The organism is Pseudoalteromonas spongiae UST010723-006 (assembly GCF_000238255.3).
Lineage (GTDB): Bacteria > Pseudomonadota > Gammaproteobacteria > Enterobacterales > Alteromonadaceae > Pseudoalteromonas > Pseudoalteromonas spongiae.
This window is the reverse complement of the sequence record NZ_CP011039.1, coordinates 1100825-1126832: the sequence shown is the minus strand read 5'-3', so window position 1 is coordinate 1126832 and position 26008 is coordinate 1100825. Positions and strand designations below refer to the sequence as shown.

The following is a 26008-nucleotide window of genomic DNA, read 5'->3' as shown; positions in this document are numbered from 1 at the left end:
TTCAAAATCTTATGCTTGTGTGACGAAAGCTCTTAATACACCCAATAGTTAATCGTTATCATTAAGCCATTAATAACAAACCAACCAAGGGCATAATGGCTTGGTTTATACTTAGCAACCGAAATTGTTAACGCCCCAGCGACGGCAAAAATAATTAAGCTTTGTAAACTCACTACAATCAATTGCAAGCTCATTAAGCCAACCACTGCCAAGCTCATAGGCACAACATATTGGCCATAAACCAACGTATTTGCATTGCGTAAACTGTTTAACCACAATTTGTACTGCAATACGCATTCGTTTTGATTAAGTTGCTGACTTGAAGCAATATAAACGATAAACGGCGATATAAAACAATGAACAAAAAAGCCTAAATCTGGCCGTTGTAAATTAAGTACATTTGCACACACCCATAAGGCAAGTAACATTAATACACGCCACCAAATTTCGGCAAAAGCATGGCTATGATAGCGAACCCAAAAACCGAGGTTAAACTTCGTCAGCCGTTTGAAAGCTAAGCTATTTGGCCAAAACGCAACGCCAACCAACAGTGCAATATAACTGGTTAACAACGAAAGCAAGCTTAAATCAAATAGCACTGGCAACAGAATGACCGTAATTACATATAACTTTATTCGTGTAGGTTTGAGGGTGGCAACAAATCCACTGCCGAGCACACAAATGCAAAACAATACAAAATGAAGGCCTTGTTGCCATTTGCTCAAGTCTAACGATAACAACAAAGGCACACTCAGTAAAAATACCAAATTACCGGCTAAAGCTAACGTGTAATCACATAGCACACGCATTCCTTTGCTGGCAAATGAGCGTTGATAAAGGCGGTGTTTTACATCAAGCGCACCTTTACTCAATGCGACACTGAGTTCACTTTGCATAACGATTAATGCAACCGATAATAAAATACTTAATGTTGGGTCTTGCGTCATAACTTTGCCAAGCGCAAGGTAAATGAGCAGAATAAGTGCAGGAAAAGCGGTATACATAAATAGCGCTAAAATAACGCCTAATTGCTTTAATTGACCCAATTGTTCAGCAATGTAATGATGAAAAGCCGCAATGCGATATTCGAAAAATGAAAAATTACGCACTTATCAACGCCTGTACTTCAAATCCAGATTGTAAAAATGGCTCAGGCTCATGACTTGTTAAAATAACTTGGCCTTGAAACTTGTCAATACACGCTAGCAGCACAGGCACACTTTTGTGCTCAAGTGCCGCAGTGGGCTCATCCAATAGCAACACCGAGGCTTTACGCATAAACGCATTTATCAGTTGAAGCTTTTTAAGGTTACCACTTGAAAGGTTAATCACTTTAGTGTGTAAAAAGTCATTAAAGCCAAAGCGCTTAACCAAGCTTTCAAGATTGTCACACTCTTGATGCATAAGCGTTAAATCTAATACTTGTTTAGCCGTTAAAAACTCTGGAAAGATAATTTTATCACTCGCTAAAGCGACATTCGTTTGTAAAAAACGGGCATTGGCGCTTTGCTGTTGCAGTAAAATCTCGCCTTGTTGAAATGATTCCAACCCTGCAAGCATGGCTAATAGGGTTGATTTACCAAGGCCATTTGGTCCGGTAATTAAGACACGCTGAGAAGTAAATTGGCAGGTATAATCTGAAAACACAACTTTATCAAAATAAAGTTTGGTTAAACTGCGTATTTGAAACAAACGACCTTCCCTTTCATCTTGAATGCGTTTTGGTGTGCACATTTTGCTTATTTATGCACTTATAGTCAAAGACTTATGATTGGCTATACTATAAACTACCAGCAAATATCGCAGTAATCAGGGGCAATACACCAATGAAAAACCATGGCTTTACACTTATTGAACTGATCATTGTGATTGTTATTTTAGGCCTACTTGCAGTCGTTGCAGCACCTAAATTCTTAAACTTGCAGCAAGCGTCACGCATTAGTGTGTTAGAAGCAACAGCAGCTTCAATGAAAGCCACCGCAGAGCAAGTTCGCGCGAAAGCGTTAGTACAAGATGTTAAAAATGGGAATGTTCAGCTCGATGAGCTTGGCATTAGTGTACTGGTCTATAACGGCTATGTTGAAGGCTACTGGAATGGCGCTTGGCGTTACATTTTAAATATTGGCAAAGAAATTCCCTTTACATCCGCAAGCGCTGTATGCACGGCAAATAGTTTATGCGGCGTGGGTAGGCAACAAACTGCACCTGGCTTTCCTCTTGCTACAAACGGTGCACAAGGGCTTATTTTAATTTGGCCACAAGGATTACGTCTTAGTGACGAATGCTATGCTTTTTATTACAACCAAGAAGATGGCACAACGCCAAACACAGGGGTTGTCACAACTGGATGTTAGAAGCCAACAATTTGTTGGCTTACAGTAAGAAAGTCAGTTTTTTTCGTTGCCGAAGCACTGTTTTAAACTAAACAGCATACCTTTTTTCAAACCATCGACATACAAACTCGTGCGCAGCGTGCCCTCTGCATTTTCACCTCGCATAATACCACCAGCGGTATACTTAAAAAGTGCATCATTGCCTTTTACCTTTTGGCATAGCTCACGTTCTTTCACTTGGTAGCCGACAGCAAATCCCCAAGGCCACATTGCTGCCATCAACCCGACAACAATTGCCCCTGATATAAAAACCTTTTTCATTACTTTCTTTCCAAAAAATTTTGCCATAGCGTAAACGTGGAAAACTGAATATTGGATTAATTAATCACAAAAAATAGTGCGTTATAAGTTAGGGCAATAATAAATTTATCTCACACACGGTGTTGATAATAGGGCTAAAAAATAAAAGTGATAATGGAAAAGCTAGAACTTACAGAGTGAAATTACTAAGAGTATTAATGGTGAAATAGGTTTTTGACTTAGATAAAGAAAATCAGGAGCAAAGCGTAAAGCTTATAATGAAAATTTATTAGGGGAATATAAAATGGCGGAGTGGACGGGACTCGAACCCGCGACCCCCGGCGTGACAGGCCGGTATTCTAACCAACTGAACTACCACTCCGCATCGGGGAGAAATTTGCTAATGGCGGAGTGGACGGGACTCGAACCCGCGACCCCCGGCGTGACAGGCCGGTATTCTAACCAACTGAACTACCACTCCGCTGAGCAAATTTTTAAATGATATAAGATGGCGGAGTGGACGGGACTCGAACCCGCGACCCCCGGCGTGACAGGCCGGTATTCTAACCAACTGAACTACCACTCCGCAGCGTATATCATTTTAAATTGTTTTATTCCTAATGGCGGAGTGGACGGGACTCGAACCCGCGACCCCCGGCGTGACAGGCCGGTATTCTAACCAACTGAACTACCACTCCGCGAAGGAATAATGGCTACTCTTTAAATTAATGGCGGAGTGGACGGGACTCGAACCCGCGACCCCCGGCGTGACAGGCCGGTATTCTAACCAACTGAACTACCACTCCTAAAGAGTAACGTTTGAAATAATTGGCGGAGTGGACGGGACTCGAACCCGCGACCCCCGGCGTGACAGGCCGGTATTCTAACCAACTGAACTACCACTCCGCGTCATTTCAAACCTGTCATGACTCACTTTTGATTTGACTCTCAGTGCTCCTTGACAGCGGCGTGAATAATACGAATCACCCCTTTAAGAGTCAATAGTTTTTTTGCTTTTTTCTCGCTTTTTTACTCATCTGGCAACGAAAGGTTCAAAATTTCATCTGAACTGTCTGATTTCTGCTCAGAACCCGCTACTTTTTGTTCTTCTTGATCTTTTTTGTTTTTCTTCAATTTACTCATCAAGCCACCTAATAACGGTTTTTTCTGAATAAATACACGGATCACAATAAAGCCAATTAAGATAATAAGCACATTACCCACCACAGCCCAGATGATAATTTGCTCAACATCGAGTTCTGGCTCTGGTGGCAGTTCCGGTTCTTGGTTTATTTCCGGTAAAATGGGTGCAGGTTGTTCTGGTACAGCTTCAATCGGTTTATCAATTTCAAACTCTTGCTTATCGATTTTAGCAACAAATTCACGCCCATTTATATTGCTACCAAATAAGGTAAGTTCGACTTCATAAACACCCCAGTCATAATTAACGAGCTTTAATTCTCGTACCGCTTTATCTTGCGTCTCAAGATTAAAGGCTTGCGTCTCGCCATTAGGGTAATAAATTGTACCTTGATAAATGAGTGATTCGGGCTGTACTTTTTCGGTATTCACATTAAGCGTAAGCTGATGGTGCTCTTCGCCCTCACCCGCTTCGCTAAATTCAAAGGTAATAGGAGCGTTTTCGATAATAATGGGATCTTTTACCAAACTGCGTCTTAATATTGGCGTTCGTACTTCGTATTCAGGCTGCCATTCACCAGAGGCAAAATTAAGCGCAAACTCACCGGTAAATACACCATCGCCCGGTCTTTCATCATAGCCTTTGCCATCATCCAATAGTTCTGCAATAGGCACCGGCTTTGCGCCAAAATTAAGGTAATCCTTATTGTTCGTGCTAACAAAATCGACATTTAACGTCACTAAATCACGAAACAACCCTTCTTCAATAGGTTTGCCGCCATTTGTTAAGCGACCCGTTACTTTAATGGTTTCGCCTTTAAATAATAGTGGTGGCAGCGGATCTACATGTAATTCAATATCACTTAAGATCATTAATTTACTGTCGGGTAGGATTTTTCCGATGGCTTGCCATGGACCTGGCATTGGCTTTTTAATTTTTATAATGTCGTAGGTTTCGTCATCAAACCATTCAATATTCATATCACCCAGCGAGGTAGTCGCATAAATTTTACTACCATCGGGTCTGACAAGAATGACTGCTGGTGTACCTTTTTGTCGAAAGAAGAGTAACGTGATTTCATCAACTTGATAGTCGATGCGAAAACGGTTGTCGAAAATCTTAAGTTCATTTTGTTCGCTATTGCGTTGAATTACGTCTAATTCAGTCTGCTGCGCAAAGCTATTCGAAATCAAAAATAAACTAAAAAACCCTAACAACCATTTTTTCATTATGCGTCCTCAGTAAGCCAAAGGCAGTGGCCACCTTTATCATTAACTAAATTTAAGCGCTCTAAGTGTGCCGCTTGTTCTTCGTTATCGGCAAATACGACGTTTAGTCGAGGTCTATCTGGCGAAAGTCGGCGAATACCTTTACTGTTATCACCACTTTGCCCTTCTTTATTGGCAAGGTTAAGGCTTACTTGACCACCCGTCATGCCTAAATACACATCAGCCAATATCTCTGAATCGAGTAAAGCGCCGTGCAGTGTACGTTTTGAGTTATCTATATCGTAGCGGCGACATAAGGCGTCGAGGTTATTTTTTTGCCCCGGGTGTAAATCACGCGCCATCGCAAGGGTATCAAGTACTTGGCAAACGTCGTGGGTTTTGGGGTAATTTTGTCTAAGCAGCGCAAATTCATGATCCATAAAGCCAACGTCGAACGCTGCATTATGAATGACCAGCTCACCGCCTTTGATATAATCTAAAAACTCTGCCGCGACATCGCGAAACTTAGGTTTGCCCGCAAGAAAGTCGCGTGTAATACCGTGTACAAAGATCGCCTCGTCTTCAATATCTCGCTCTGGATCAATGTAAACGTGAAAGTTATTTCCGGTGAGCCTACGGTTTACTAATTCAACACAGCCGATTTCAATAATGCGGTGCCCTTGCTTAGGGTCGATACCCGTTGTTTCAGTATCCAGTACTATTTGCCTGTGAGCCATATCGCCAAATCACAAATTTTGTTATGTTAATAACTTCATTCTACATAATTTAAAGGCAAACTGTGCAAAAAAACGTAGAGATTTTTACTGATGGTTCATGTCTGGGCAACCCAGGTCCAGGTGGCTATGGCACCCTACTTCGCTACAAAGGTCATGAAAAAGAGTTGAGTCAAGGTTATACCTTAACTACAAATAATCGCATGGAACTGCTCGCAGCGATTATTGGCTTAGAGTCATTAAAAGAGCCCTGTCAGGTTATTCTCACTACTGATAGTCAATATGTGAAGCAAGGTATTGAATCTTGGCTTGCCAACTGGAAAAAGCGCGGCTGGAAAACCGCCAGCAAGCAAGATGTAAAAAACAAAGATCTGTGGCAACGCCTTGATGCTGCCAATTCAAAGCACCACGTTGAGTGGCGCTGGGTGAAAGGCCATGCGGGTCACGCGGAAAATGAACGCGTTGACGACTTAGCCAGAGAGGCCGCAGAAAGTAGCGACTTGCTTGAAGATACTGGATTCGTAGCGCAAAGCTAGATCTCTTTATTACTCTATGATATATCTTATTCCATATTTGATATATCCAGTTTTTGCTAGTATGAATGTAACCATTGAAAGTTTCTTTCACAAACAATCTTCAACCATCAGTTATGTGGTATTTGATAACCGTAGCTTAAAAGCCATGGTTATCGATGCCGCTGTTGATTTTGATATTGCTTCAGGCAACGTCGGCTACCAGTTTGCTGATTCGATTATTCATTATATTGATAGCCACCACTTAGATGTTGATTGGATTTTAGAAACACACGCCCATGCAGATCATGTATCTGCCGCGCAATACCTTAAGCAAAAACTCGGTGCTAAAGTGGCAACAGGCAAGCACATTACGCAAGTACAGCAGCATTTTAATAAGGTATTTAACTTCGATATTCCAACGGATGGTAGTCAATTTTGCCATTTATTCGACGATGGCGAAGTATTTTATTTAGGTGAAGAAGCGGTTACCGTGATGTTTACACCGGGACACACGCCCGACAGCGTTACCTATATTGTCGATGGCAGTGCATTTGTTGGTGATACGTTGTTTATGCCAGATAGCGGCACGGCCCGTTGCGATTTCCCAGGCGGTGATGCCAGCCAATTGTATCATTCAATTCAACGCATTTTTGAGCTTGGTAACGATACCCACTTATATATGTGCCATGATTATCAACCAAATGGTCGCGAAGTAAGTGTTGTTACCAGTGTTGAGGCGCAAAAACAATATAATGTGCACTTAAAGCACGGCATTACGCAACACGATTATGTGAAAACCCGCGAATCGCGAGATGCCGATTTAGCGGTACCCAAATTGATTCACCCTTCAATTCAAGTAAATATCAATGCGGGGCACTTTCCCGAAGCCGAAGCGAATGGCACCACTTACTTAAAAATACCGCTAACGTTTAACTAGATTCACGTTTTGAGCTAATAGAAGCATTTCGAGGAGTGCTTCTGAGCCCTACACCTCTTACCGCTGGATTAAATTGCGGACGAGCATGCCATTTTGGTTTAATCGGCGTTAATGGCGCAACACGTTTTCTTGCCACAATCACGTATACACTACCCGTCGGTTTTAAATAATGTTGGCAAAACGATTGCCACGCTGCAAAACGCGATAGCCGCTTACCGCGAGCAAGCGATGAGTAAATCGCTCGTTCTTCAAATACCACTTCGAACCCTAATAAATGTAACCAGTCTTTTACTCGTGCTGGGGTAAAAAAGCGCCCACTCCACGGTAACTTTTGCTTGGCAAAAGGCAGTATGCGCGCCAAGCCACAAAAGCTAAATGGATTAAACCCGCTAAGCACTAAGTAGCCGCCAGGCATTAATACTCTATGCACTTCTCGTAAGCAGTGGTGTGGGTCGGTTAAATACTCCAAGCCATGACTTAATATGCAGCCATCGACTGTTTGTTCAGAAAAAGGTAATTCATCAATGTGCGCTCTTACTCCGGCTTTACTCGAGTTTGCGACATTTACTTGGTGTTTAATAACACACGCAGAGGTATCTAACTCAGCGCTCAGCTCACCTATTTTGAGCAAGTGATAGCCAAAAATTCGGTTTAACCACGGCGTGAAGATTTGCTCGATTTCTTGTTTTAAGTATTCGCCATGGGGAAAATCATACCAAGAATGGGGTTGAATGGTATTTTGTAAACTTAGCGCTGGTTTCAAGTCTTTGCCTCGTTATAATGAGAGATAGTCTACAGAGTAAACATAACAGAGCAAGTGAATTTGGTACAAGTAATTCCCATTCCCGCGTTTAACGACAATTACATTTGGGCATTGGTTAATCAAGACAGTAAACAGCTTTATGTGGTTGACCCAGGTGACGCGGAACCCGTTTTAGCGTTCTGCCGCGAGCACTCATTGTCGCTAACAGGTATCTTAATTACCCATCATCATTGGGATCACACTAATGGGGTTGAAAAGCTGGTTAAGAAGTTTAGTGGTTTACCCGTTTATGGCCCGAGCAACAGCCCTTTTGACGGTATTACCCATAAACTTGAAGATGACGCTGTTATAACACTGGATGAATTACAACTAACATTAGCAATTATGCATGTGCCAGGACATACCCTTGATCATATTGCCTATTATAATGAAAACATGATTTTTTGTGGCGATACACTTTTTAATGGTGGATGTGGTCGATTATTTGAAGGCACGCCAACACAAATGCTCACATCGCTTTTACGTATAGCAGCCCTGCCCGATTCAACACAGGTTTATTGCACCCATGAATATACGCGTGCCAACCTAGATTTTGCTGCATATATCGAGCCAGACAATCATACGCTTGCTGCCTATCGCGATGAACTTGCCAAACATAGTGATATTTCCTTGCCTACCACAATAGAAGAGCAAAAGGCGATAAACCCATTTTTACGCACACATGAACATAATGTAAGAACTAGTGTGTTAGCTAAAAATTCAGTTACCGAAATAAACGATGTCAGTGTTTTTACCGCCTTAAGGGAACTAAAGGACAATTATTAAATCTATTTATCAATTAATGATAAAAATAAATGAAATTGGCAATTTTTAGCCAAGATCGGTATTATTCGGCGTTCCGTTTTAACTCGGTATTTTGTATTAATGACTTATAAGCAAATAATTGCCCTAAGCGCCAGTGTGTGGCTTGTGGGCTGTCAAACGACAAATCAATCTCAATCAGAAAATACGGCAGAGCCAAACTATAAAGTTGCCAGCTCACAAGACGTATATGATGCATTAACAGTGCTTGCACTTGCAGAAGAAGAGCAAGAAGTCATTGAACAAATCCCTGAATTTGACGATGTGTGGCAACGTATTCGCTATCAGCTTTCGATTCCTGTGCCGCAAAATCGCGCCGTAGTTGCCGAGCGTAACTACTACGCAAAGCACCAAAAATATTTAGATCGTATCGCCACACGTGGTACTCCCTACCTTCACTATATTGTGGAAGAGGTAGAAAAGCGTCAGATCCCTATTGAAATTGCGCTATTGCCTATTGTTGAAAGCGCATTTGACCCATTTGGCTATTCGCACCGCAGTGCTTCTGGTATTTGGCAGTTTATGCCAGCCACAGGAGAGCGTTTCGGTCTAAAGCAGAATTGGTGGTACGACGGTCGTCGCGATATTACCGAGTCTACTCGCGCTGCACTTGAGTATTTAACGTATTTACACAAAACACTTGATGGTGATTGGCTAAATGCAATCGCTGCATATAACTCAGGTGAAGGTCGAGTATTACGTGCGATTAAAAAGAACCGTAAAAAGCAGTTACCAACTGATTTTTGGTCGCTTGATTTACCGCGAGAAACAACCCAATACGTGCCTAAACTGCTAGCGCTATCAGACTTACTTGCGCGCTCAGACGAGTTTAAAGTAACGTGGAAAAAAATAGATAATAAGCCTGCTGTTGAGTTGGTTAATACTGGCGGTCAGATTGACTTAGCAAAAGCCGCTGAAATGGCCGACATTCCAGTGACTGAAATGTATAAGTTAAACCCCGCATTTAACCGTTGGGCAACCGATCCAACCGGTCCGCATAAGCTACTTGTACCAGCAGATAAAGCTTATGGCTTCAAAGCACAACTTGCCAAAATGGATGCTAAAGACCGCATTCGTTGGCAGCAATACACAGTAAAATCAGGTGATAGCCTATCAAAAATCGCCAAGCAATTTGATACCAGCACGACTAGCATCAAAACGCTAAACAAGTTGAGTAACAACACTATTCGCGTTGGTCAACAGCTGTTTGTGCCATTAAGTAATGGCCAAATAGACAATAACTTATTAAGCGGTCCAATGCGTATTGCAGCTAACAACAAAGCAAACCGCAAAACTACGCATACCGTCGTTAGTGGCGATAGTCTGTGGAAAATTGGTCGTAAATATAAAGTATCAACCAAAGACTTAATGAAGTGGAATAACTTACGCAAAAATGCGACCTTGCGTCTTGGCCAGCAGTTAACGGTTTATCAAAAAACCAGTTCAACCTTAGCGGGTAATGTGACTGAACGCACCATCACCTATAAAGTGCGCAAAGGTGATTCGTTAGCGCGCATTGCGGGTTTGTATAAAGTGTCAGTATCGGACATTATGAAATGGAATAGCATTGCCAAGAATGAATACATTCAACCTGGACAAAAGCTAAAACTAAAAGTGGATGTAAAAACAGGGTAACACTGAGCAAACATATTAAAAAAGGCGCTATTTAGCGCCTTTTTTGTGCCGTACGTTAACTAATGAAAGTTAAGCAATACCAATATACTTATGCACTTGCACCGATAAGCGCCAGTTTTTAGCCTTACATACTTCAATTGCTAAGCGCGTCGCCTTTGCCTTTTGACTAATAGGCTGTAAATAAACGAGTTCTGGTGTATGCCCTGCTTCAGCAAACAGCTCTTCTAACTCTTCAACATGGCGCATCATTGCGACTGGATGTTTAATCTCGTTAGCACGTTGCATGGCGCTTTTTAGTACTTTATAGCCACCACGCATATTAATTTTTGGTGACACCGTTACCCACGTTGTTGCTGGCGCTAAAATGTCAAATGTGCCGCTGGTTTCAATTTGCGTAGAAAACCCGTTTTCATGAAGTAAGTCACAAAGCGGGTTTAAGTCGTACATGCATGGCTCACCACCAGTGATCACAATATGCTTTGCTTGATATTGCTTGTCGCGAATTAGCGCAAGAATTTGTTCTGCGGTACAATTAGCAAAATAATCCGAGTCAGCTTTCTTTTCAACTGTGTCAGAAAGATCAACTAAATAAGTATCGTCCGTATGCCATGTTTGCTTAGTGTCGCACCAAGCACATCCCACAGGACACCCTTGCAAGCGAATAAATATAGATGGGCAACCTGTGTAACTTGCCTCACCTTGAATGGTTTCGAATACTTCGTTAATTTTGTACAACGTACGCCTCTAATTACTGCTAGATTTGTCTTCAAGGTCACGAAGGTGTAGACTATCGCGCCCGCAAAAACCGCTATTATAGCTAAAGTGAGAGAAATATGTCGCAAAAAGTTGTTGTAATTTACTCTGGTGGAATGGATTCATATACCGTTTTAAATAAAGCCATTCGCCAAGGTTATGAAGTGTATGCACTTTCGTTTGATTACGGCCAGCGTCATGTTAAAGAATTAAAAGTTGCAGCAGACGTATGTGCGGAATTAAACATTTCTCATAAAGTTGTTGATATCTCAGCAATCAACCAATTAATTGGTGGCTCATCGCTGACTGACGATATTGACGTACCGGAAGGTCACTACGAAGAAGAAAGCATGAAATCAACTGTGGTACCAAACCGCAATATGATTTTATTATCACTTGCTGTTGGCTATGCAGTTTCACTTAAAGCCAACAAGGTATTTTACGGCGCTCACTCAGGCGACCATGCAATTTATCCAGACTGCCGCCCTGAATTCGTACAAAAAATGGATGATGTGTGCCGCATCGCTAACTACGAAGAAATTGAAATAGTTAGCCCATACTTAAATAATACTAAAATTGAGATTTTAACCGACGGTTTAAATATGGGCCTCGATTACAGTAAGACATGGACTTGCTACAACGGTCGAGAAAAAGCCTGCGGTAAATGCGGCGCTTGCCAAGAGCGTTTAGAAGCGTTTGAGCTAAACCAGGCAAGCGATCCGCTACCATATGAAGCAAATTAACTAATACCTGTTAGTTAACGCACATTAAAAGCACCAAATGGTGCTTTTTTGTTTTGCTCTGTCCATTCGCAAAACTCTTTTTTATTGCTGCTATGCACCTTAAAAACTAAAGCCATATTTGTACTCTACGCCAAAGTTACACCCTTTTGCGATAAGCCATTCTAATTTGTTTACAATCCCCTCTTTTTAAGCACCCAAATTACGAATAAACTATTGGCCTTTCCCACAACTGGATTTATTTATGCCTAAGACATTGAAAGTACCTCATACGCTGGTTTTGCTACTAGCGATGATGTTTGTCGCTTATCTTGCTACTTGGATTGTACCCCAAGGCTTTTTTGATACCGTAGAAACAGCAAATGGCCGCCAAGCCGTTGTTCCTGGCACTTATCAAGTTGCCACTGAAAGTCATTACCTTACCCCTTGGGACTTTCTAACGGCAATTCCACGGGCATTTGCCGCTGCACAGGATGTTATCTTTTTTGTGTTAATTGTGGGTGGTGTACTCGCAATTGCACGTGCTACAGGCACAGTAGATGCATTAATTGGCCGTTTATTAGAAAAACATGGCGATAAGCCGCAAAAACTCATTTTTGCCGTAGTCTTTTGTTTTGCTCTTGCCTCAAGTGCAATTGGCACAGCGGGCGAATACATTCCATTTGTACTTATTTTAGTGGCATTATGTAAAGCCATGCGCCTTGATGCGATGACGGCGGTCGGTATGATTGTTGCCGGCTATGGCATCGGTTATGGCGTATCTGCGTTTAATCCGTTTACTGTATTAATCGCCCAACAGATTGCAGAAGTTCCTGTGTATTCGGGCTTATGGCTACGTTTAGCGATTTTCGTGCCGTTCGTTTTACTTGGTTTTCATCATGTTTGGTCATACACCAAACAAGTACAAGTGGATCCATCTCGCTCGTTAATGGCAGGCATTCCTTGCCCATTAGAAGGCAAAGAAACCCATGACTATCCAAAACTTAATCGTCGCCACCAATTGGTACTACTTAGCTTTATCGCAACATTAGTAATTGCCGTTTGGGGTATTGCCACAAAAGGCTGGTACTTATATGAACTTGGCGGCTTATTTGTTGCTTGGGGCCTAGTTATCACTGTATTAGGTAAACTTGATGCGAATACCGCTGCTAACAAATTTATTGAAGGTACCTCTGATTTAGTAACCACTGCAATTTTAATCGGTGTTGCACGCGGTATCGCACTCATTTTAGACGACGGTAAAATTCTGCACAGCCTAGTGTACGGTATGAGTTTACCGCTTTCTTATGTGAGCGCAGAAATATCAGCTGTTGGTATGCTTGTTATTCAAACTCTGCTAAATACCTTTATTCCATCGGGTTCAGGTCAAGCGTACGTTACTATGCCGCTAATGGCACCGCTTGGTGATTTAGTTGGTGTACCACGCCAAGTTGCGGTACTTGCGTATCAATTTGGCGATGGCTTCTCAAATATGATTATTCCAACTAATGCGGTATTAATGGGGATCATCGGTATGGCCGGTGTACCTTATGGTCAGTGGTTTAAGTTCTGCTTACCGTTATTGGTGAAACTAATGATTGCAGCCTCTGTAGTACTAATCGCTGCCACTTTCTTTGGTTATGGTTTAGATGTGCAACCACAGATTGCAGGGGTTGAGAGCCAAGTTACAGCAAATAGCTGATTCTATTACAAGCGCAAAAAAGCCACCGAATACGGTGGCTTTTTATTGACTCATATTTACAACTTTTACTAATTCGCATCAACAGCAACATTCTTTATGAGTAAGCAACCAGCTCCACGTTTAATAAAGTTTAAATTCAACGCTGTTGCGTTCTTACTCTTTAATATTATTAGTCAAATGCGCTTGCGAACATAATCAAATCGGTTACCGCAATCACTATGTCCTTGAAAATAATTAAATAATGGCTAACAAACGCTAGTAAATATGTGTATTGATAAATTTAATCCAGTACCCGTTTTATAACTGTTAGTATTTCAGCTTTAGTTGAAGGTTTTACGATATACCCAGCTAAGCCATGGCTCGCCCATTTTTTTACTATTTCTTTGTTTTTATTGCCTGATAGTGCAATTACCGGTGTTTTTTTGTTCTTGCCAACTTGTCGCATATGTTTCGTTGTTTTGAGACCATTTAAATGCGGCATAAACAAATCCATTAAAATAAGGTCATAACGATCAGTCTTTATTTTTTTTACAGCATTCAGTCCATCATCTACTTGATGAATTATAAAACCTTCTTTAGACAAAACGTCGCTAATCATTTCGCGATAAATATGGTTGTCTTCTACAACTAATATGCGCTTTTCATCTTGTTCATTAATATCAAACTGTTCCAAGGCTTGTGCTGGATTATTATTTTGCGTTACTTCCGCACTTTGTAGGTTTGCATGTGCTGACATCATTTTAGCCAACATAGTCGTTAAATTGTCTGATATCACCGATTCAAGTGAAGACAGTAATGGTTGTAAATGTTCAGTTTGGATCTTGTCTAAAAGTAGTTGCTTTAACTCTCCTTGCTCTTCTTTGCTAACTTCATTCTTTATTCGTTCTACTTCCAACTTACTCGTATCGAGTTTATCAAGAACATTTTTTTTATAACTTAGCCCTAACTCTATTAGTTCATTTAAGTCGCTATCTTGGTTTTTAACCACACTTACAAGCTCATCATAAAATGTTTGTTCAACCTCACAACGAGTGAGTCCTTCGAATACGATCAACTTTAGCCGAAAGCGCTCATAAAGCGGTTGATGAGTGAAGTAACTATTAAACAAATTCCTTAAACAGCAACCAAATGCAAGTATCGACTCTTTATTGTTACACAACAGTACGCTGTAGTGGTTTTCATTTAAAACTTGGCTTTTAATCATCAACGTGTACAAAGTGATATTTTCTTTAACCGTTGCAAGCGCGAATAGAACCACTTTTGGCTTAAGCTGATTTATCGTTTCAATGACTGCATCGTCTTTCACAATACATCGAAAGCTATCAAATTGTTCTCTTATGATTTCATTTACACCGTGAACTTCCTCTTCACAATGGGTGATCAATACAATGTCAGGATGCCGGTTTGCGAGTCTTCCTTCAGATGTCACTGTCATTTCCGTATTTCTCCAGCTAATGTTTTGAGCTCAGATTTGAGTTTTAGAATCAACTCCTTTAAAGCGGGTTTGTCTTTTTTCAAGGCGAAAGCTTCTATGGTGGCAAGATAATGACCGGTTTTTTCAGCACCAATAGCGTTTGCTGACGTTTTTAAGAAATGTGCATGTTCTTTTAGATTTTCAAATTGATTTTGATTGTATGCCCCTGCGAGTTTCTTGAAATACTCATTCGCCTGACCCAAAAAGTCTATTTGGAATTGCTTAATCTTTGCTAAGTCATTACCAATTAACTCAATCATCACAGAAGAATTTAAAGTTACTAATTCACTTTCTGGTTCATCCATACCATTTCTCCACAATCGTTTGAATGTCCTTCAATTTAACGGGTTTACTCAAAAAGTCATCCATACCAATAGACTTGCAATACGCCACATCATCATTCATTGTTGCGCCAGTCACAGCAATTATTGGCACCGCCTTTACACCTAATTGTGTTTCTTCCATACGAATCAGTTTAGTCATCTCGTATCCATCTACATCAGGCATATGACAGTCAGTTAAAATTAACTTATATCTATTTTTCTTCCAAGATTGATAACCGCGCTCACCGTTGTCTGCAATATCACACTCGAGCCCGATTGCCTGAAGTTGCTTTCGTAACAGCTTTTGATTGAATGGATTATCTTCTACAAGCAGGATATCGTGATTTACATCTGATACTAATGGCGCATCAAAAGTCTCGATTTCAAGGTCTAACTCATCGTCAATTTCGTCATCGTCTATCGATTCAAATAAAACTTGTTTTAGCGCATATGACGTCATTGGTTGAGTTGTATGTATTAATAAATGCGGGGCGGCGGCTTCAAGTGAATTTCGATTATTTTCGGATGTATATATAAAGAACCGTACGAATTTAGGCAATTGCTGTATCAGCGTACTGAAAAGCCTCGTATTGCTTACTATGAAAATTGTGTTAATGTTTGTCATAACATTTGCAAACTGAGACTGCTCTTCAATGAGTATCTGATTACATAATGTTACTGTGCTATTGAGTAATTTTTGAAAATATTGCTCTTCATACGTGCCAACCCCAATACTAACAAGCTGCATCAGCGTACATGGTTTGGTAACTTCTGTATTTGTGTCAACCCAAAACGGTATCTTTAATTTAAACTCAGACCCTAATCCAAACTCGCTTGAAACATTAATCTCTCCCCCCATTAAATCAATCAATTTGCCGCAAATTGATAACCCTAGACCGGTGCCGCCAAATTGTCGGGTTGTTGACTTTTCAGCTTGTGTAAAAGGCGTAAACAATTTATCGATCACATCGTCTTTGATTCCAATTCCTGAGTCGGTAACTGAAATAATACACTCAACTTGATATTCATTTATCGTGTTGTAACTCACATCAACGTTGATGAAGTTCTCTTTCTTTGCATTATTACCAGTAAATTTAATTGCATTGCCAACTAAATTTAAGAGGATTTGCCTTAATCGATTATCATCTCCCAAGAAATGATTTTTCGGCAGTGAAGATTCAAAAACGCTTAAACGAATATTTTTCTCTTTTGCCTTAGCGGCGAAGGTTATGATTACTTGATGAATGACCTCTGTAACATCAAACAATTCGTGATCAATCTCTAGTTTTCCAGCTTCAATTTTGTTGATATCTAAAACATCATTCAATATAGCAATTAAATTGTTTGCAGATATTGATGCTGTTTTGACAAGATCTAAACATTCATGGTTTAGTCTCGCATTTTCTAATAAATCTAACGAACCGATAATACCATTCAGTGGCGTTCTAAGTTCATGACTCATCATCGCAAGAAAATTAGATTTAATTTCGCTGGCACGCTGAGCTTTGTCTAACGCTATATTTAAGTCTTTAGTTCGGCGTTCAACCCGCTCTTCTAGATCAGCATTTAGTTGTTGTAAATCCAATTGCGCTTTATAAAATTTTGTCTGATCTATGCATACACCATCAATGCGATAGCTTTCACCATGTACATCTTTTCCAACCCGTCCTTGTGCAAATATATAAACAAGCTCTCCATTATGAAGAACGCTACGATACGTGCTAATGAATTCTTCACCTGTACGCAAACTATTCTCTAAGTCATTGACTACCTTATCTTTATCATCAGGGTGTAAACAATTAATCCACTTTTCTAGGTTACCTATATCTTCAGAATTCATTTTGAAAATATCATTAGCCTGGCTATCCCATTGCCAACGCCATACATGATTATCTAATATGCCATTCCACGTACCAATTTTGCCTGCTTCAATCGCTAATTGTTTACTTTCATTCGCCTCATTTAAGGCGATTACCATTTCTTTTTCGTACGAACTATCTACAATTGTTCCTACAATACTTCTAATTTGATCATTGTTTATATATTCCCCTTTTAATGAAAACCATTTCTCTTCACGTGTGTTAGATCTAAATTCAAACTGTAGTGGGATCTGAAAGTGCAAATGATTTTCAAAAAATAAAGGGAATAACTCTTTGTCGTCAGCGTGAACTAACTGTAGAAGGTCTTTAAGGGAGACAATCGAGTCTAAAGGGATTTCTAAAAGCCTTTTGAAGGTTTTAGTGCAGTTAAACTCTTTTGTTTCATGGTCGTAACACCATACACCAATATCAGATGAATTAAGTGCTTGCTCAACAAAATCCATATCACTGTTAGCCAGTGGGTCGCTAGAGATATCAACAAACACGAAGACATACCCATTAGGCACTTCACAGCACGTAAATTCCAATACTGTACTGCCGAAAGTAACAATACTACGATATTCTTTCGCCTCAATTTGACTAAAAAACAGCCTTAGATTCTGACCTAAAATTGAATCTTGAGATGCCGACAATAAACTCTCAACAAGCTTGTTTACCTCGGTTATTCTTAAATCAACATCAGTGCGAATGTAGTATTTATTTGAAACCATCTATTTCCCTTAGTAGTAAACAAAACGATCGGCAAATCGGGCCCTAAAGGGCCGCACATTGTTTTATTAACATATTTACTATAGCAATGATTTAAAATTATTCTTGTCGTGCAGATGTATAGATTTGATATTGGTGGCGTTTTTAGAAATGAAAAACAAAAAACCCAAGCCTTGGCTTGGGTTTTAAATATTTGGTGCGGATGGAGGGACTTGAACCCTCACGTGATTGCTCACACAGCGACCTCAACGCTGCCTGTCTACCAATTCCAGCACATCCGCGAAGATGTTATTTATTAGTTTGGAACGTCGTTGCTTTTGTCTTGTGAAGCAGGTACGTCTTTATCTTTTGGTTCAGCAACAACTGTCGTTGCAGCAGGAGCGTCTGATGATAAATCTGACCACTCGTCAGTTTGTTTAATCTGACCTGCTGTTAAGTTACCTAACACAATGCTTAAAATAAAAAACACTGTTGCTAACGTGGTTGTTGTTTTTGTCATAAAGTTACCAGCACCGCTTGAACCGAAAACGGTTCCAGACGCACCAGCACCAAATGATGAACCCATATCAGCACCTTTTCCTTGCTGGATTAATACAAATCCAATTAAAGCAAGTGCGACGATAAGATAAACTACTAATAAAATTTCGTACATTGTTAGCCATTTCCTTTTGCGCTATTACAGATGGTTGCAAAGCTATTAGCTTTAAGGCTTGCTCCGCCTATTAGCCCACCATCAATATCTGGTTGCGCAAATAATTGTTCGCTATTATTCTCGTTAACACTACCGCCGTAAAGCAGTTGTATTTTTGCAGCTAACTCGCTGTTAAGTTCAGCCAGCTTGCTACGGATAAATTTGTGCACAGCTTGTGCTTGTTCAGGCGATGCAGTTTTACCTGTGCCTATTGCCCAAACGGGCTCGTATGCTATCACACTATTAGCAAGTGCATCTACACCTAATTTGCTAATAATCGCATCAATTTGCTGCCAAACAACTTGTTCGGTCAATTCTTGTTCACGTTCTTGTTCACTTTCACCAACACATAGGATTGGTGTTAGGTTATTTTCTTGTGCTTTGGCAAATTTAGCAGCAACTGTTTCGTTACTTTCACCGTAAATAGCACGTCTTTCTGAGTGACCAACCAAGGTGTAATTTGCACCAAGTGCGTGAATCAATTGGGCGTCAACTTCGCCAGTAAATGCACCAGCATTATTTTCTGACACTGTTTGTGCGCCTGCTTTCAAACCTGCATCAAGTGCTGATTTAATTAAAGGGAATGGCGGGAAAACTAAAATATCAACGTCAGAGGTATCAATTTTCGTGATTACTTCGGCAAGTTCAGATACAAGCTCAAGTGAGCCATTCATTTTCCAGTTGCCTGCAACCATAGGTTTGCGATGTGCCATTGCTTACTCCAATTTAGAAAGCGAGCAGGATGTTATCCTGACTCGCTAAAAGTTACAAGAAGTTATTGTGCGTTTTCGAGTTGTTTGCTTATAGATTCAACAACATCAGCAATTTTCTTTGAGAAATCGAAGACTTGCTTCTCTTTTTCTGCTTCAACCATAACGCGGATCACAGGCTCTGTGCCTGACTTACGAATAAGTACACGACCTTTGTCACCCAGTTGCTGTTCTACTTCAGCAATCACAGATTTCACATCGTTGCTTGCAAGCGGCTCAGTGCCTTTTGCATAACGCACGTTAATCATATTCATTGGGTACTTTGTAAAGCCCTGACCTAAATCTTCAAGAGTTTGATTGCTCTCAACCATGGCAGCAAGCACTTGTAGGCTAGATATAATACCGTCACCCGTTGAGATGCGGTCAAGATTTAGAATGTGGCCCGAGCTTTCGCCACCAATTTTCCAGCCTTTTTGCTTTAATAGCTCTAGCACATAGCGATCGCCCACTTTTGAGCGTTCAAATTCAACGCCGAGTGACTTAAGCGCATTTTCAAGGCCCATGTTAGACATTACAGTACCAACGACACCGCCGCCAAGTTCACCTTTCTCGAACGCGTATTTCGCAATGATATAAACAATGTCATCACCGTCAAATACACGGCCTTTATGGTCAACCATCATCACGCGATCACCATCACCATCGTAGGCAATACCTACGTCTGCTTTTACTTCAAGCACTTTTTGGATCATGGTATCAACATGGGTTGCGCCGCATTTTGCGTTGATATTTAAACCATTTGGCTCACACGCTACTTTAATCACTTCAGCGCCAAGTTCACGCATAACATCGGGTGCAATGTGATACGTTGCACCATTGGCACAATCAACCACAATACGTAAACCTTCAAGCGATAAAGCGCTTGGGAACTGGCTTTTACAGTATTCGATATAACGTCCTGCCGCAGTATCAAGGCGCTTTGCTTTACCGAGCGATTCTGAAGAAACACACGTCATTTCTTCATCCATCATGGCTTCGATTTCAAGCTCTAACGCATCATCTAGCTTAGTGCCTTGTGATGAGAAAAACTTAATGCCATTGTCTTGATAAGGGTTGTGAGAGGCACTAATAACAATACCTGCTTCACCGCGGAACGTTTGTGTTAAATACGCGATTGCAGGCGTTGGCATTGGGCCTAATAAAATAACATCAATACCAGCCGCTACTAAACCGGCTTCAAGCGATGTTTCAAGAAGATAGCCCGAAATACGTGTATCTTTACCAATAATCACTTTTTTAGTGCCCGCTTTAGACAGCACTTTTCCTGCCGCCCAGCCAAGCTTTAATGCAAATTCAGGGGTGATTGGGAACTGCCCTACTTCACCACGTACACCGTCGGTGCCGAAATATTTTCTATTGCTCATTTGTAATTCCTTGTTCACAGGCCTGCCATACATTAAGTGCATCGGCGGTTTCTGTAACATCGTGTACTCGAATAATCTTAGCGCCCTTTTGCGCGGCGATAAGCGCGCCCGCAACTGAGCCAGCTAAACGCTGATCTACATCGCGCCCTAATAAATTACCAATCATCGACTTGCGCGATAAGCCCGCAAGTACTTCACACCCCATCATTTTAAACTCGTCTATGTATTTTAAAATATAGTAGTTATGTGCAAGGGTTTTACCAAAACCAAAGCCGGGATCGAGAATGATTTTATCGCGCGATATACCTGCAGCTTCGCAAGCAGCTATGCGCTCAACAAAGAACTGTTTAATATCATTTATCACATCATCGTAATGAGGATTTGATTGCATAGTACGCGGTTGCCCTTGCATATGCATTAAGCATACCGGCACGCCTAACTCAGCCGTTGTCTCCAAGGCATTGGGTTCTTGCAGTGCACGAACATCGTTAATAATATCAGCACCCGCATTCACCGCCTGACGCATTACTTCTGCTTTGCTGGTATCGATAGAAATAATACAATCTGATTTTTTGCGGATCGCCTCTATAACTGGAATAACGCGCGCAAGCTCTTCTTCTAATGCAACATCAGGTGCACCAGGACGCGTTGATTCGCCACCAATATCAATAATGGTCGCGCCATTTTCAAGCATCGCCAGAGCAGAAATGACAGCGCTGTCGATTTGTTGATGACTGCCGCCATCAGAAAAAGAGTCTGGGGTAAGGTTAAGTATTCCCATTATATGGGTTTGGCTTAGGTCAAGTACCTTGCCGTTTGGTAAATTGATAGTAGACATAGAAATGTAGATTTAAAAAAACCCCGAATTGCTCGGGGTTTTTAGGGTTGTTAGTTTACCGATGGTTGGTCGGTGTCATCAAGTTTATTTTCAGGTTTTTTCTCTGTATCAACCTGTTTTTCTGCTTGAGGTTCTTTATCGCCAGTAGCTGTTGCGCCAGCACTTGGCTTGTCATCGTCTTTACGATCATGTGCATCTCGTGGTGGGCGCACTTCGCGACGCGCCATTAGGTCATCAATTTGCGCAGCATCAATCGTTTCATACTTCATTAGCGCATCTTTCATTGCGTGAAGGATATCCATATTTTCTTTTAGAATATCTTCAGCGCGTTGATAGTTGCGATCTGAGAAGTCACGTACTTCCGCATCAATAAGCTTAGCCGTTTCACCAGACATACTCTTGTTCTGCGTTTGACTACGACCCATGAAAACTTCGCCTTGATCTTCTGAATAAAGAAGCGGACCTAGTTTTTCACTTAAACCCCATTGCGTAACCATTTTGTGTGCAATATCAGTTGCACGTTCAATATCGTTACTCGCACCTGTGGTCACTTTATCTGCGCCATAGATGAGTTCTTCAGCAATACGGCCACCGTAAAGGCTTGAAATCATCGACTCTAAATGTTGCTTAGAATGACTTACACGGTCTTGCTCTGGTAAATACATAGTTACACCAAGTGCACGACCACGCGGGATAATTGATACCTTATAAACAGGATCATGCTCAGGCACTAAACGCCCAACAATAGCGTGACCAGCTTCGTGGTATGCCGTCATTTCTTTTTCTTGCTCGCTCATAACCATTGATTTGCGCTCTGCGCCCATCATGATTTTATCTTTTGCAGCGTCAAACTCGGCCATGCTAACAACACGCTTATTACCGCGCGCAGCAAAAAGAGCAGCTTCATTCACTAAGTTAGCAAGATCAGCACCAGAGAAGCCCGGTGTACCACGTGCAATTAGTGCTGGCTCTACATTGTCTGCCAGAGGCACTTTGCGCATGTGTACTTTAAGAATTTGTTCACGACCGCGGATATCAGGTAAACCTACAACTACTTGACGGTCAAAACGACCTGGACGAAGTAACGCTGGGTCTAGTACATCTGGACGGTTAGTTGCAGCAATTACAATAATACCTTCGTTACCTTCAAAGCCATCCATTTCAACAAGCATTTGGTTAAGTGTTTGCTCACGCTCATCATGACCACCACCAAGACCTGCACCACGCTGACGACCTACCGCATCAATTTCATCGATGAAGATGATACAAGGCGCAGCTTTCTTAGCTTGTTCAAACATGTCACGCACACGCGATGCACCAACACCAACGAACATTTCTACGAAGTCAGAACCTGAAATTGTAAAGAATGGTACTTTTGCTTCACCTGCAACCGCTTTTGCAAGTAGCGTTTTACCTGTACCTGGAGGACCTACCATTAGTACGCCCTTCGGAATGCTACCACCCAACTTTTGGAATTTTGATGGGTCACGTAAGAAATCTACTAACTCAGTAACGTCTTCTTTTGCTTCATCACAACCAGCTACATCGGCAAATGTCGTTTTAACTTGGTCTTCGCTCATTAAGCGTGCTTTGCTCTTACCAAATGACATGGCACCTTTGCCGCCACCGCCTTGCATTTGACGCATGAAGAATATCCAAACACCAATAAGCAGTAACATTGGGAACCAAGAAATGAAGATTGTTGCCAGTAATGACTGCTCTTCCGGTTCTACACCTTCAACAATTGCACCGCTTTTGATCAGCTCGTCAACAATGTACTGATCGTGCATAGGGATAACAGTTTTAAACTGTTCACCATTTAATTTTGTGCCATATACGATGCCTGCTGTGCGATCAAACTTCGCTTCGCGCACTTGCTGTGCACGGGCATCCTTTACAAACTGCGAATATGCGAGCTGGCGGTTAGCGCCTTCGCCTGGATTGAAACTCTGGAATACCGACATTAAAACTACGGCGATTACCAACCAGAGAATTAAATTTTTAGCCATATCACTCAAGGCATTAACCTCTTGTCTTATCTAACATTGAAAAAAATCTTTAACTTTAAATACTGTACTACAGTTTGTAACCTGTCGCTACTATATAAACTTCACGAGAGCGCGCACGCGACGAATCTGGTTTGCGAATTTTAACGGTCTTAAAACTATTACGTAGGTCTTTAACAAATTGATCAAATCCCTCTCCTTGGAACACTTTGACAGCAAAATTGCCGTTTGGTTTTAGTACTTGATGGCACATATCAAATGCAAGTTCGACCAAGTACATGCTACCTGCCTGATCTGTCACGTTATTTCCGCTCATATTAGGCGCCATATCCGACATCACAAGATCAACGTTCTTACCATCAATTCGTGATAACAGTGCATCCAGTACCGCTTCTTCACGAAAGTCACCTTGTAAAAATTCAACGCCAGGTAGGGGATCCATAGGTAAAATGTCACAAGATATTACTGTGCCGTTATCACCAACCTTATCAGCCGCATATTGCGACCAACCACCTGGTGCGGCACCTAAATCCACCACAGTGAGTCCCGGGCGAATTAATTTATCTTTTTTGTCGAGCTCTTCAATTTTGAAGTAAGCGCGCGAGCGATACCCGAGTTTACGGGCTTCATTGGCATATACATCATCAAAATGCTCCTTTAACCAGCGTTTTGAACTTGCCGAATGCTTTTTATTAGCCATTAAATTCTACTCTAGAATTAGTAATATTGGATATATGGCGGTAGAATACCCTTAATTCAAGATTATTTCTGCGAAATTTACTAAATATGAAGTTATCAAACAAACAAAAGCAGTTTTTAAAAGGCGAAGCACACGCGTTAAATCCAGTTGTTCTTTTAGGTGCAAATGGTTTAACAGAAGGTGTGTTACTCGAAATTGAAAACGCACTTGGCATTCACGAACTAATTAAAGTGAAAGTACCAACTAGTGACCGTGAAACTAAAGCGCTTATTTTTGAAGCCATTGTGCGCGAAACGGGTGCTATCAAGCTTCAAACAATTGGTCATATTATTGTGCTTTATAAACAAAGCGAAGATAAGAAAATCCAATTGCCAAAGGGTTAACGGAAAACATATTTTAACCTGTAAAAAAACGCGCTTTAAGCGCGTTTTTTATTGTATTGCTTTAACGTTAAATCAAGAAAATCCGTAGTCAGCTCGTTCAAAATACCGGCTTCGGCATTTATCATCAAACTAAAGCCTAACTCTAACCTTGGAATAACCAACACGTCAGCACGATAGCCTTGCACCCAGCCACTGTGATAATAAATTTTCTCGCCTTTGTAGTCATAAATGCGCCAGCCCAGTCCGTAATGAGCTTGATTTAGATTTTTACGCCAAACTCGACGCCTTAACTCTTTTTTTGTTTTAATTTGTGGTGTACTTTGTAGCGCCAGTGATTCTTTTGATAACACACTTGGGTATTGGCCAAGCTGCGCTTTGAGCCACTGCACCATATCATCTGCACTGGCATTAACGCCCGCTGCAGGACCAACTTTATAGTAATTTGGTTTTATTTTTGTGGTGTACCAACGCTTACGTGCTCTCACGTGCGGATGAGCGTAATTGTCATCTTGCATCATGGCTTGTATACCAAGACTCGCATTTTTCATGTTTAACGGTTTAAACATGAATTCATTAACCCAAGTGCTGTAATCTATCTGCGTGGATTTTTCGATTACATCACCAATCAGGCTAAACATCACATTCTGATAACCATAACAACGCCCCGGAGAACAAATCGGTTCTACTTCTGCAAGCTTGTTTTTAATTTTGTTATAAGGCATGCGTGATTCAATAAGATTGTCGTACGCATTGGGTACAAGGCCACTGCTATGACTTAATAAATGCGACACCCGCAGCTTTTTATCACGACTGTGGAAATGAAAATCCGGCAGATATTTAGTCACCGTATCGTCAAGCTTTAACTGCCCTTCACTGGCGAGCTTTGCAGCCAAAGATCCCGCAAATGTTTTTGATACCGACGCTAAACGAAAGCGTGTACTGGTGGTAATAGGTTTACCGCTAATACGTTTGGTTTTGCCATAGCCGTAGGCAAACTCCCCCGCATCTACTTTTACAACTGACAGTGCAGCACCTGGGATCCCTTTTTTTCTTAATTTAGATACCATGGTGTTCTTGTAACCTTTAACAAAACGGTCAAAATCAACCTGTTCGCTTGCGTTATCAAGACTATCCGCAACTGAAAAACAACTAAAACTCAAAAATGTTGAGAAAAACAAAAACCGCATATATATCGCTATTCTCGGAATAAATACGCACATAGTTTAACAAGCCAATAACAAGGATGCAGGCAAAACTTTTAAATATTTTG

General features: G+C 41.1%; 25 protein-coding genes and 7 tRNA genes. 8 read left to right on the top strand and 24 right to left on the bottom strand.

The features are described 5' to 3' along the window. Positions 1 to 32: 32 nt before the first annotated feature. The gene (locus PSPO_RS05325) at positions 33 to 1109 is read right to left on the bottom strand and encodes a DUF6136 family protein (RefSeq protein ID WP_010560462.1); all 1077 of its coding nucleotides are present in this window, start codon (positions 1107 to 1109) and stop codon (positions 33 to 35) included. Next, complete coding sequence (locus PSPO_RS05320; RefSeq protein ID WP_010560463.1) at positions 1102 to 1734, bottom strand: ABC transporter ATP-binding protein; 633 nt, start codon at positions 1732 to 1734, stop codon at positions 1102 to 1104. The genes PSPO_RS05325 and PSPO_RS05320 overlap by 8 nt, the downstream gene beginning before the upstream one ends. Before the next feature lie 92 nt (positions 1735 to 1826). On the opposite strand from PSPO_RS05320, the gene PSPO_RS21995 reads away from it, so the two are divergent. Beyond that, positions 1827 to 2354: a prepilin-type N-terminal cleavage/methylation domain-containing protein gene (locus PSPO_RS21995; protein ID WP_010560464.1), complete on the top strand. Its 528-nt coding sequence runs from the start codon at positions 1827 to 1829 to the stop codon at positions 2352 to 2354. A 33-nt stretch (positions 2355 to 2387) separates the two neighbouring features. Here the strand turns inward: PSPO_RS21995 and PSPO_RS05310 are convergent, their stop codons facing one another. The 9 genes from PSPO_RS05310 to dnaQ all read right to left on the bottom strand — a co-directional run bounded on the left by PSPO_RS05310 (position 2388) and on the right by dnaQ (position 5719). Next, on the bottom strand, positions 2388 to 2654 hold the full coding sequence (locus tag PSPO_RS05310) for a hypothetical protein (protein WP_010560465.1): 267 nt from the start codon (positions 2652 to 2654) through the stop codon (positions 2388 to 2390). A gap of 284 nt (positions 2655 to 2938) precedes the next feature. Then, positions 2939 to 3015 (bottom strand) — tRNA-Asp (locus PSPO_RS05305). Positions 3016 to 3037: 22 nt separating this feature from the next. Then, positions 3038 to 3114: transfer RNA gene (locus PSPO_RS05300), tRNA-Asp, on the bottom strand. A gap of 28 nt (positions 3115 to 3142) precedes the next feature. Further along, positions 3143 to 3219, bottom strand: a tRNA-Asp gene (locus PSPO_RS05295). 35 nt (positions 3220 to 3254) lie between these two features. Beyond that, a tRNA-Asp gene (locus tag PSPO_RS05290) sits at positions 3255 to 3331 on the bottom strand. A gap of 31 nt (positions 3332 to 3362) precedes the next feature. Continuing rightward, positions 3363 to 3439 (bottom strand) — tRNA-Asp (locus PSPO_RS05285). 23 nt (positions 3440 to 3462) lie between these two features. Next, positions 3463 to 3539, bottom strand: a tRNA-Asp gene (locus tag PSPO_RS05280). Positions 3540 to 3662: 123 nt separating this feature from the next. Then, positions 3663 to 5003 carry a TIGR03503 family protein gene (locus tag PSPO_RS05275; RefSeq protein ID WP_010560466.1) on the bottom strand — a complete coding sequence of 447 codons (1341 nt, stop codon included), beginning with the start codon at positions 5001 to 5003 and terminating at the stop codon, positions 3663 to 3665. Next, positions 5003 to 5719, bottom strand: coding sequence for a DNA polymerase III subunit epsilon (gene dnaQ, locus PSPO_RS05270; protein WP_010560467.1), 717 nt, complete (start codon positions 5717 to 5719; stop codon positions 5003 to 5005). The genes PSPO_RS05275 and dnaQ overlap by 1 nt, the downstream gene beginning before the upstream one ends. A 62-nt stretch (positions 5720 to 5781) precedes the next feature. Here dnaQ and rnhA point away from each other — a divergent pair, with 62 nt between their 5' ends. Then, positions 5782 to 6252, top strand: a complete 471-nt coding sequence (rnhA, locus tag PSPO_RS05265; RefSeq protein WP_010560468.1) for a ribonuclease HI — start codon at positions 5782 to 5784, stop codon at positions 6250 to 6252. A gap of 61 nt (positions 6253 to 6313) precedes the next feature. Beyond that, positions 6314 to 7168, top strand: coding sequence for an MBL fold metallo-hydrolase (locus PSPO_RS05260; protein WP_010560469.1), 855 nt, complete (start codon positions 6314 to 6316; stop codon positions 7166 to 7168). Here PSPO_RS05260 and PSPO_RS05255 read toward each other — a convergent pair. Then, complete coding sequence (locus tag PSPO_RS05255) at positions 7161 to 7931, bottom strand: class I SAM-dependent methyltransferase (protein ID WP_010560470.1); 771 nt, start codon at positions 7929 to 7931, stop codon at positions 7161 to 7163. The two genes, PSPO_RS05260 and PSPO_RS05255, sit on opposite strands and share 8 nt — an antisense overlap. Before the next feature lie 60 nt (positions 7932 to 7991). Here PSPO_RS05255 and gloB point away from each other — a divergent pair, with 60 nt between their 5' ends. After that, positions 7992 to 8756, top strand: a complete 765-nt coding sequence (gene gloB / locus PSPO_RS05250) for a hydroxyacylglutathione hydrolase (protein ID WP_010560471.1) — start codon at positions 7992 to 7994, stop codon at positions 8754 to 8756. 99 nt (positions 8757 to 8855) lie between these two features. Next, positions 8856 to 10427: a LysM peptidoglycan-binding domain-containing protein gene (locus tag PSPO_RS05245; protein WP_010560472.1), complete on the top strand. Its 1572-nt coding sequence runs from the start codon at positions 8856 to 8858 to the stop codon at positions 10425 to 10427. Positions 10428 to 10496: 69 nt separating this feature from the next. On the opposite strand, the gene queE is transcribed toward PSPO_RS05245, so the two are convergent. Continuing rightward, positions 10497 to 11162 (bottom strand): 7-carboxy-7-deazaguanine synthase QueE, encoded by a 666-nt coding sequence (gene queE / locus PSPO_RS05240; RefSeq protein WP_010560473.1) that lies wholly within the window; start codon positions 11160 to 11162, stop codon positions 10497 to 10499. Positions 11163 to 11260: 98 nt separating this feature from the next. Here queE and queC point away from each other — a divergent pair, with 98 nt between their 5' ends. Both queC and PSPO_RS05230 read left to right on the top strand, forming a co-directional pair. Further along, positions 11261 to 11923 (top strand): 7-cyano-7-deazaguanine synthase QueC, encoded by a 663-nt coding sequence (gene queC / locus PSPO_RS05235; RefSeq protein ID WP_010560474.1) that lies wholly within the window; start codon positions 11261 to 11263, stop codon positions 11921 to 11923. Between the two features lie 241 nt (positions 11924 to 12164). Beyond that, complete coding sequence (locus PSPO_RS05230) at positions 12165 to 13601, top strand: YfcC family protein (RefSeq protein WP_010560475.1); 1437 nt, start codon at positions 12165 to 12167, stop codon at positions 13599 to 13601. Between the two features lie 280 nt (positions 13602 to 13881). Here the strand turns inward: PSPO_RS05230 and PSPO_RS05225 are convergent, their stop codons facing one another. The 10 genes from PSPO_RS05225 to rlmE all read right to left on the bottom strand — a co-directional run bounded on the left by PSPO_RS05225 (position 13882) and on the right by rlmE (position 24355). Continuing rightward, positions 13882 to 15036, bottom strand: coding sequence for a response regulator (locus tag PSPO_RS05225; RefSeq protein ID WP_010560476.1), 1155 nt, complete (start codon positions 15034 to 15036; stop codon positions 13882 to 13884). Beyond that, on the bottom strand, positions 15033 to 15380 hold the full coding sequence (locus PSPO_RS05220) for an Hpt domain-containing protein (RefSeq protein ID WP_010560477.1): 348 nt from the start codon (positions 15378 to 15380) through the stop codon (positions 15033 to 15035). Before PSPO_RS05220 ends, PSPO_RS05225 begins: the two co-directional genes overlap by 4 nt. Continuing rightward, positions 15373 to 17988 (bottom strand): ATP-binding protein, encoded by a 2616-nt coding sequence (locus PSPO_RS05215; protein ID WP_010560478.1) that lies wholly within the window; start codon positions 17986 to 17988, stop codon positions 15373 to 15375. Before PSPO_RS05215 ends, PSPO_RS05220 begins: the two co-directional genes overlap by 8 nt. 192 nt (positions 17989 to 18180) lie before the next feature. Further along, positions 18181 to 18267, bottom strand: a tRNA-Leu gene (locus PSPO_RS05210). A 14-nt stretch (positions 18268 to 18281) separates the two neighbouring features. Further along, positions 18282 to 18638, bottom strand: coding sequence for a preprotein translocase subunit SecG (gene secG, locus PSPO_RS05205; RefSeq protein WP_010560479.1), 357 nt, complete (start codon positions 18636 to 18638; stop codon positions 18282 to 18284). A gap of 2 nt (positions 18639 to 18640) precedes the next feature. Beyond that, on the bottom strand, positions 18641 to 19390 hold the full coding sequence (tpiA, locus tag PSPO_RS05200; RefSeq protein WP_010560480.1) for a triose-phosphate isomerase: 750 nt from the start codon (positions 19388 to 19390) through the stop codon (positions 18641 to 18643). A gap of 62 nt (positions 19391 to 19452) precedes the next feature. Then, entirely contained in the window at positions 19453 to 20811 is a 1359-nt protein-coding gene (gene glmM / locus PSPO_RS05195) for a phosphoglucosamine mutase (RefSeq protein WP_010560481.1), read from the bottom strand. Then, positions 20801 to 21649: a dihydropteroate synthase gene (folP, locus tag PSPO_RS05190; protein WP_010560482.1), complete on the bottom strand. Its 849-nt coding sequence runs from the start codon at positions 21647 to 21649 to the stop codon at positions 20801 to 20803. The genes glmM and folP overlap by 11 nt, the downstream gene beginning before the upstream one ends. Before the next feature lie 50 nt (positions 21650 to 21699). Further along, positions 21700 to 23658, bottom strand: a complete 1959-nt coding sequence (ftsH, locus tag PSPO_RS05185) for an ATP-dependent zinc metalloprotease FtsH (protein WP_010560483.1) — start codon at positions 23656 to 23658, stop codon at positions 21700 to 21702. A 67-nt stretch (positions 23659 to 23725) separates the two neighbouring features. Beyond that, complete coding sequence (gene rlmE, locus PSPO_RS05180) at positions 23726 to 24355, bottom strand: 23S rRNA (uridine(2552)-2'-O)-methyltransferase RlmE (protein ID WP_010560484.1); 630 nt, start codon at positions 24353 to 24355, stop codon at positions 23726 to 23728. An 86-nt stretch (positions 24356 to 24441) separates the two neighbouring features. Here rlmE and yhbY point away from each other — a divergent pair, with 86 nt between their 5' ends. Continuing rightward, on the top strand, positions 24442 to 24738 hold the full coding sequence (yhbY, locus tag PSPO_RS05175) for a ribosome assembly RNA-binding protein YhbY (protein ID WP_010560485.1): 297 nt from the start codon (positions 24442 to 24444) through the stop codon (positions 24736 to 24738). A gap of 35 nt (positions 24739 to 24773) precedes the next feature. On the opposite strand, the gene PSPO_RS05170 is transcribed toward yhbY, so the two are convergent. Continuing rightward, a complete protein-coding gene (locus tag PSPO_RS05170; RefSeq protein WP_010560486.1) occupies positions 24774 to 25925 on the bottom strand; it encodes a serine hydrolase domain-containing protein in 1152 nt (383 codons plus the stop codon). Between the last annotated feature and the right edge of the window lie 83 nt (positions 25926 to 26008).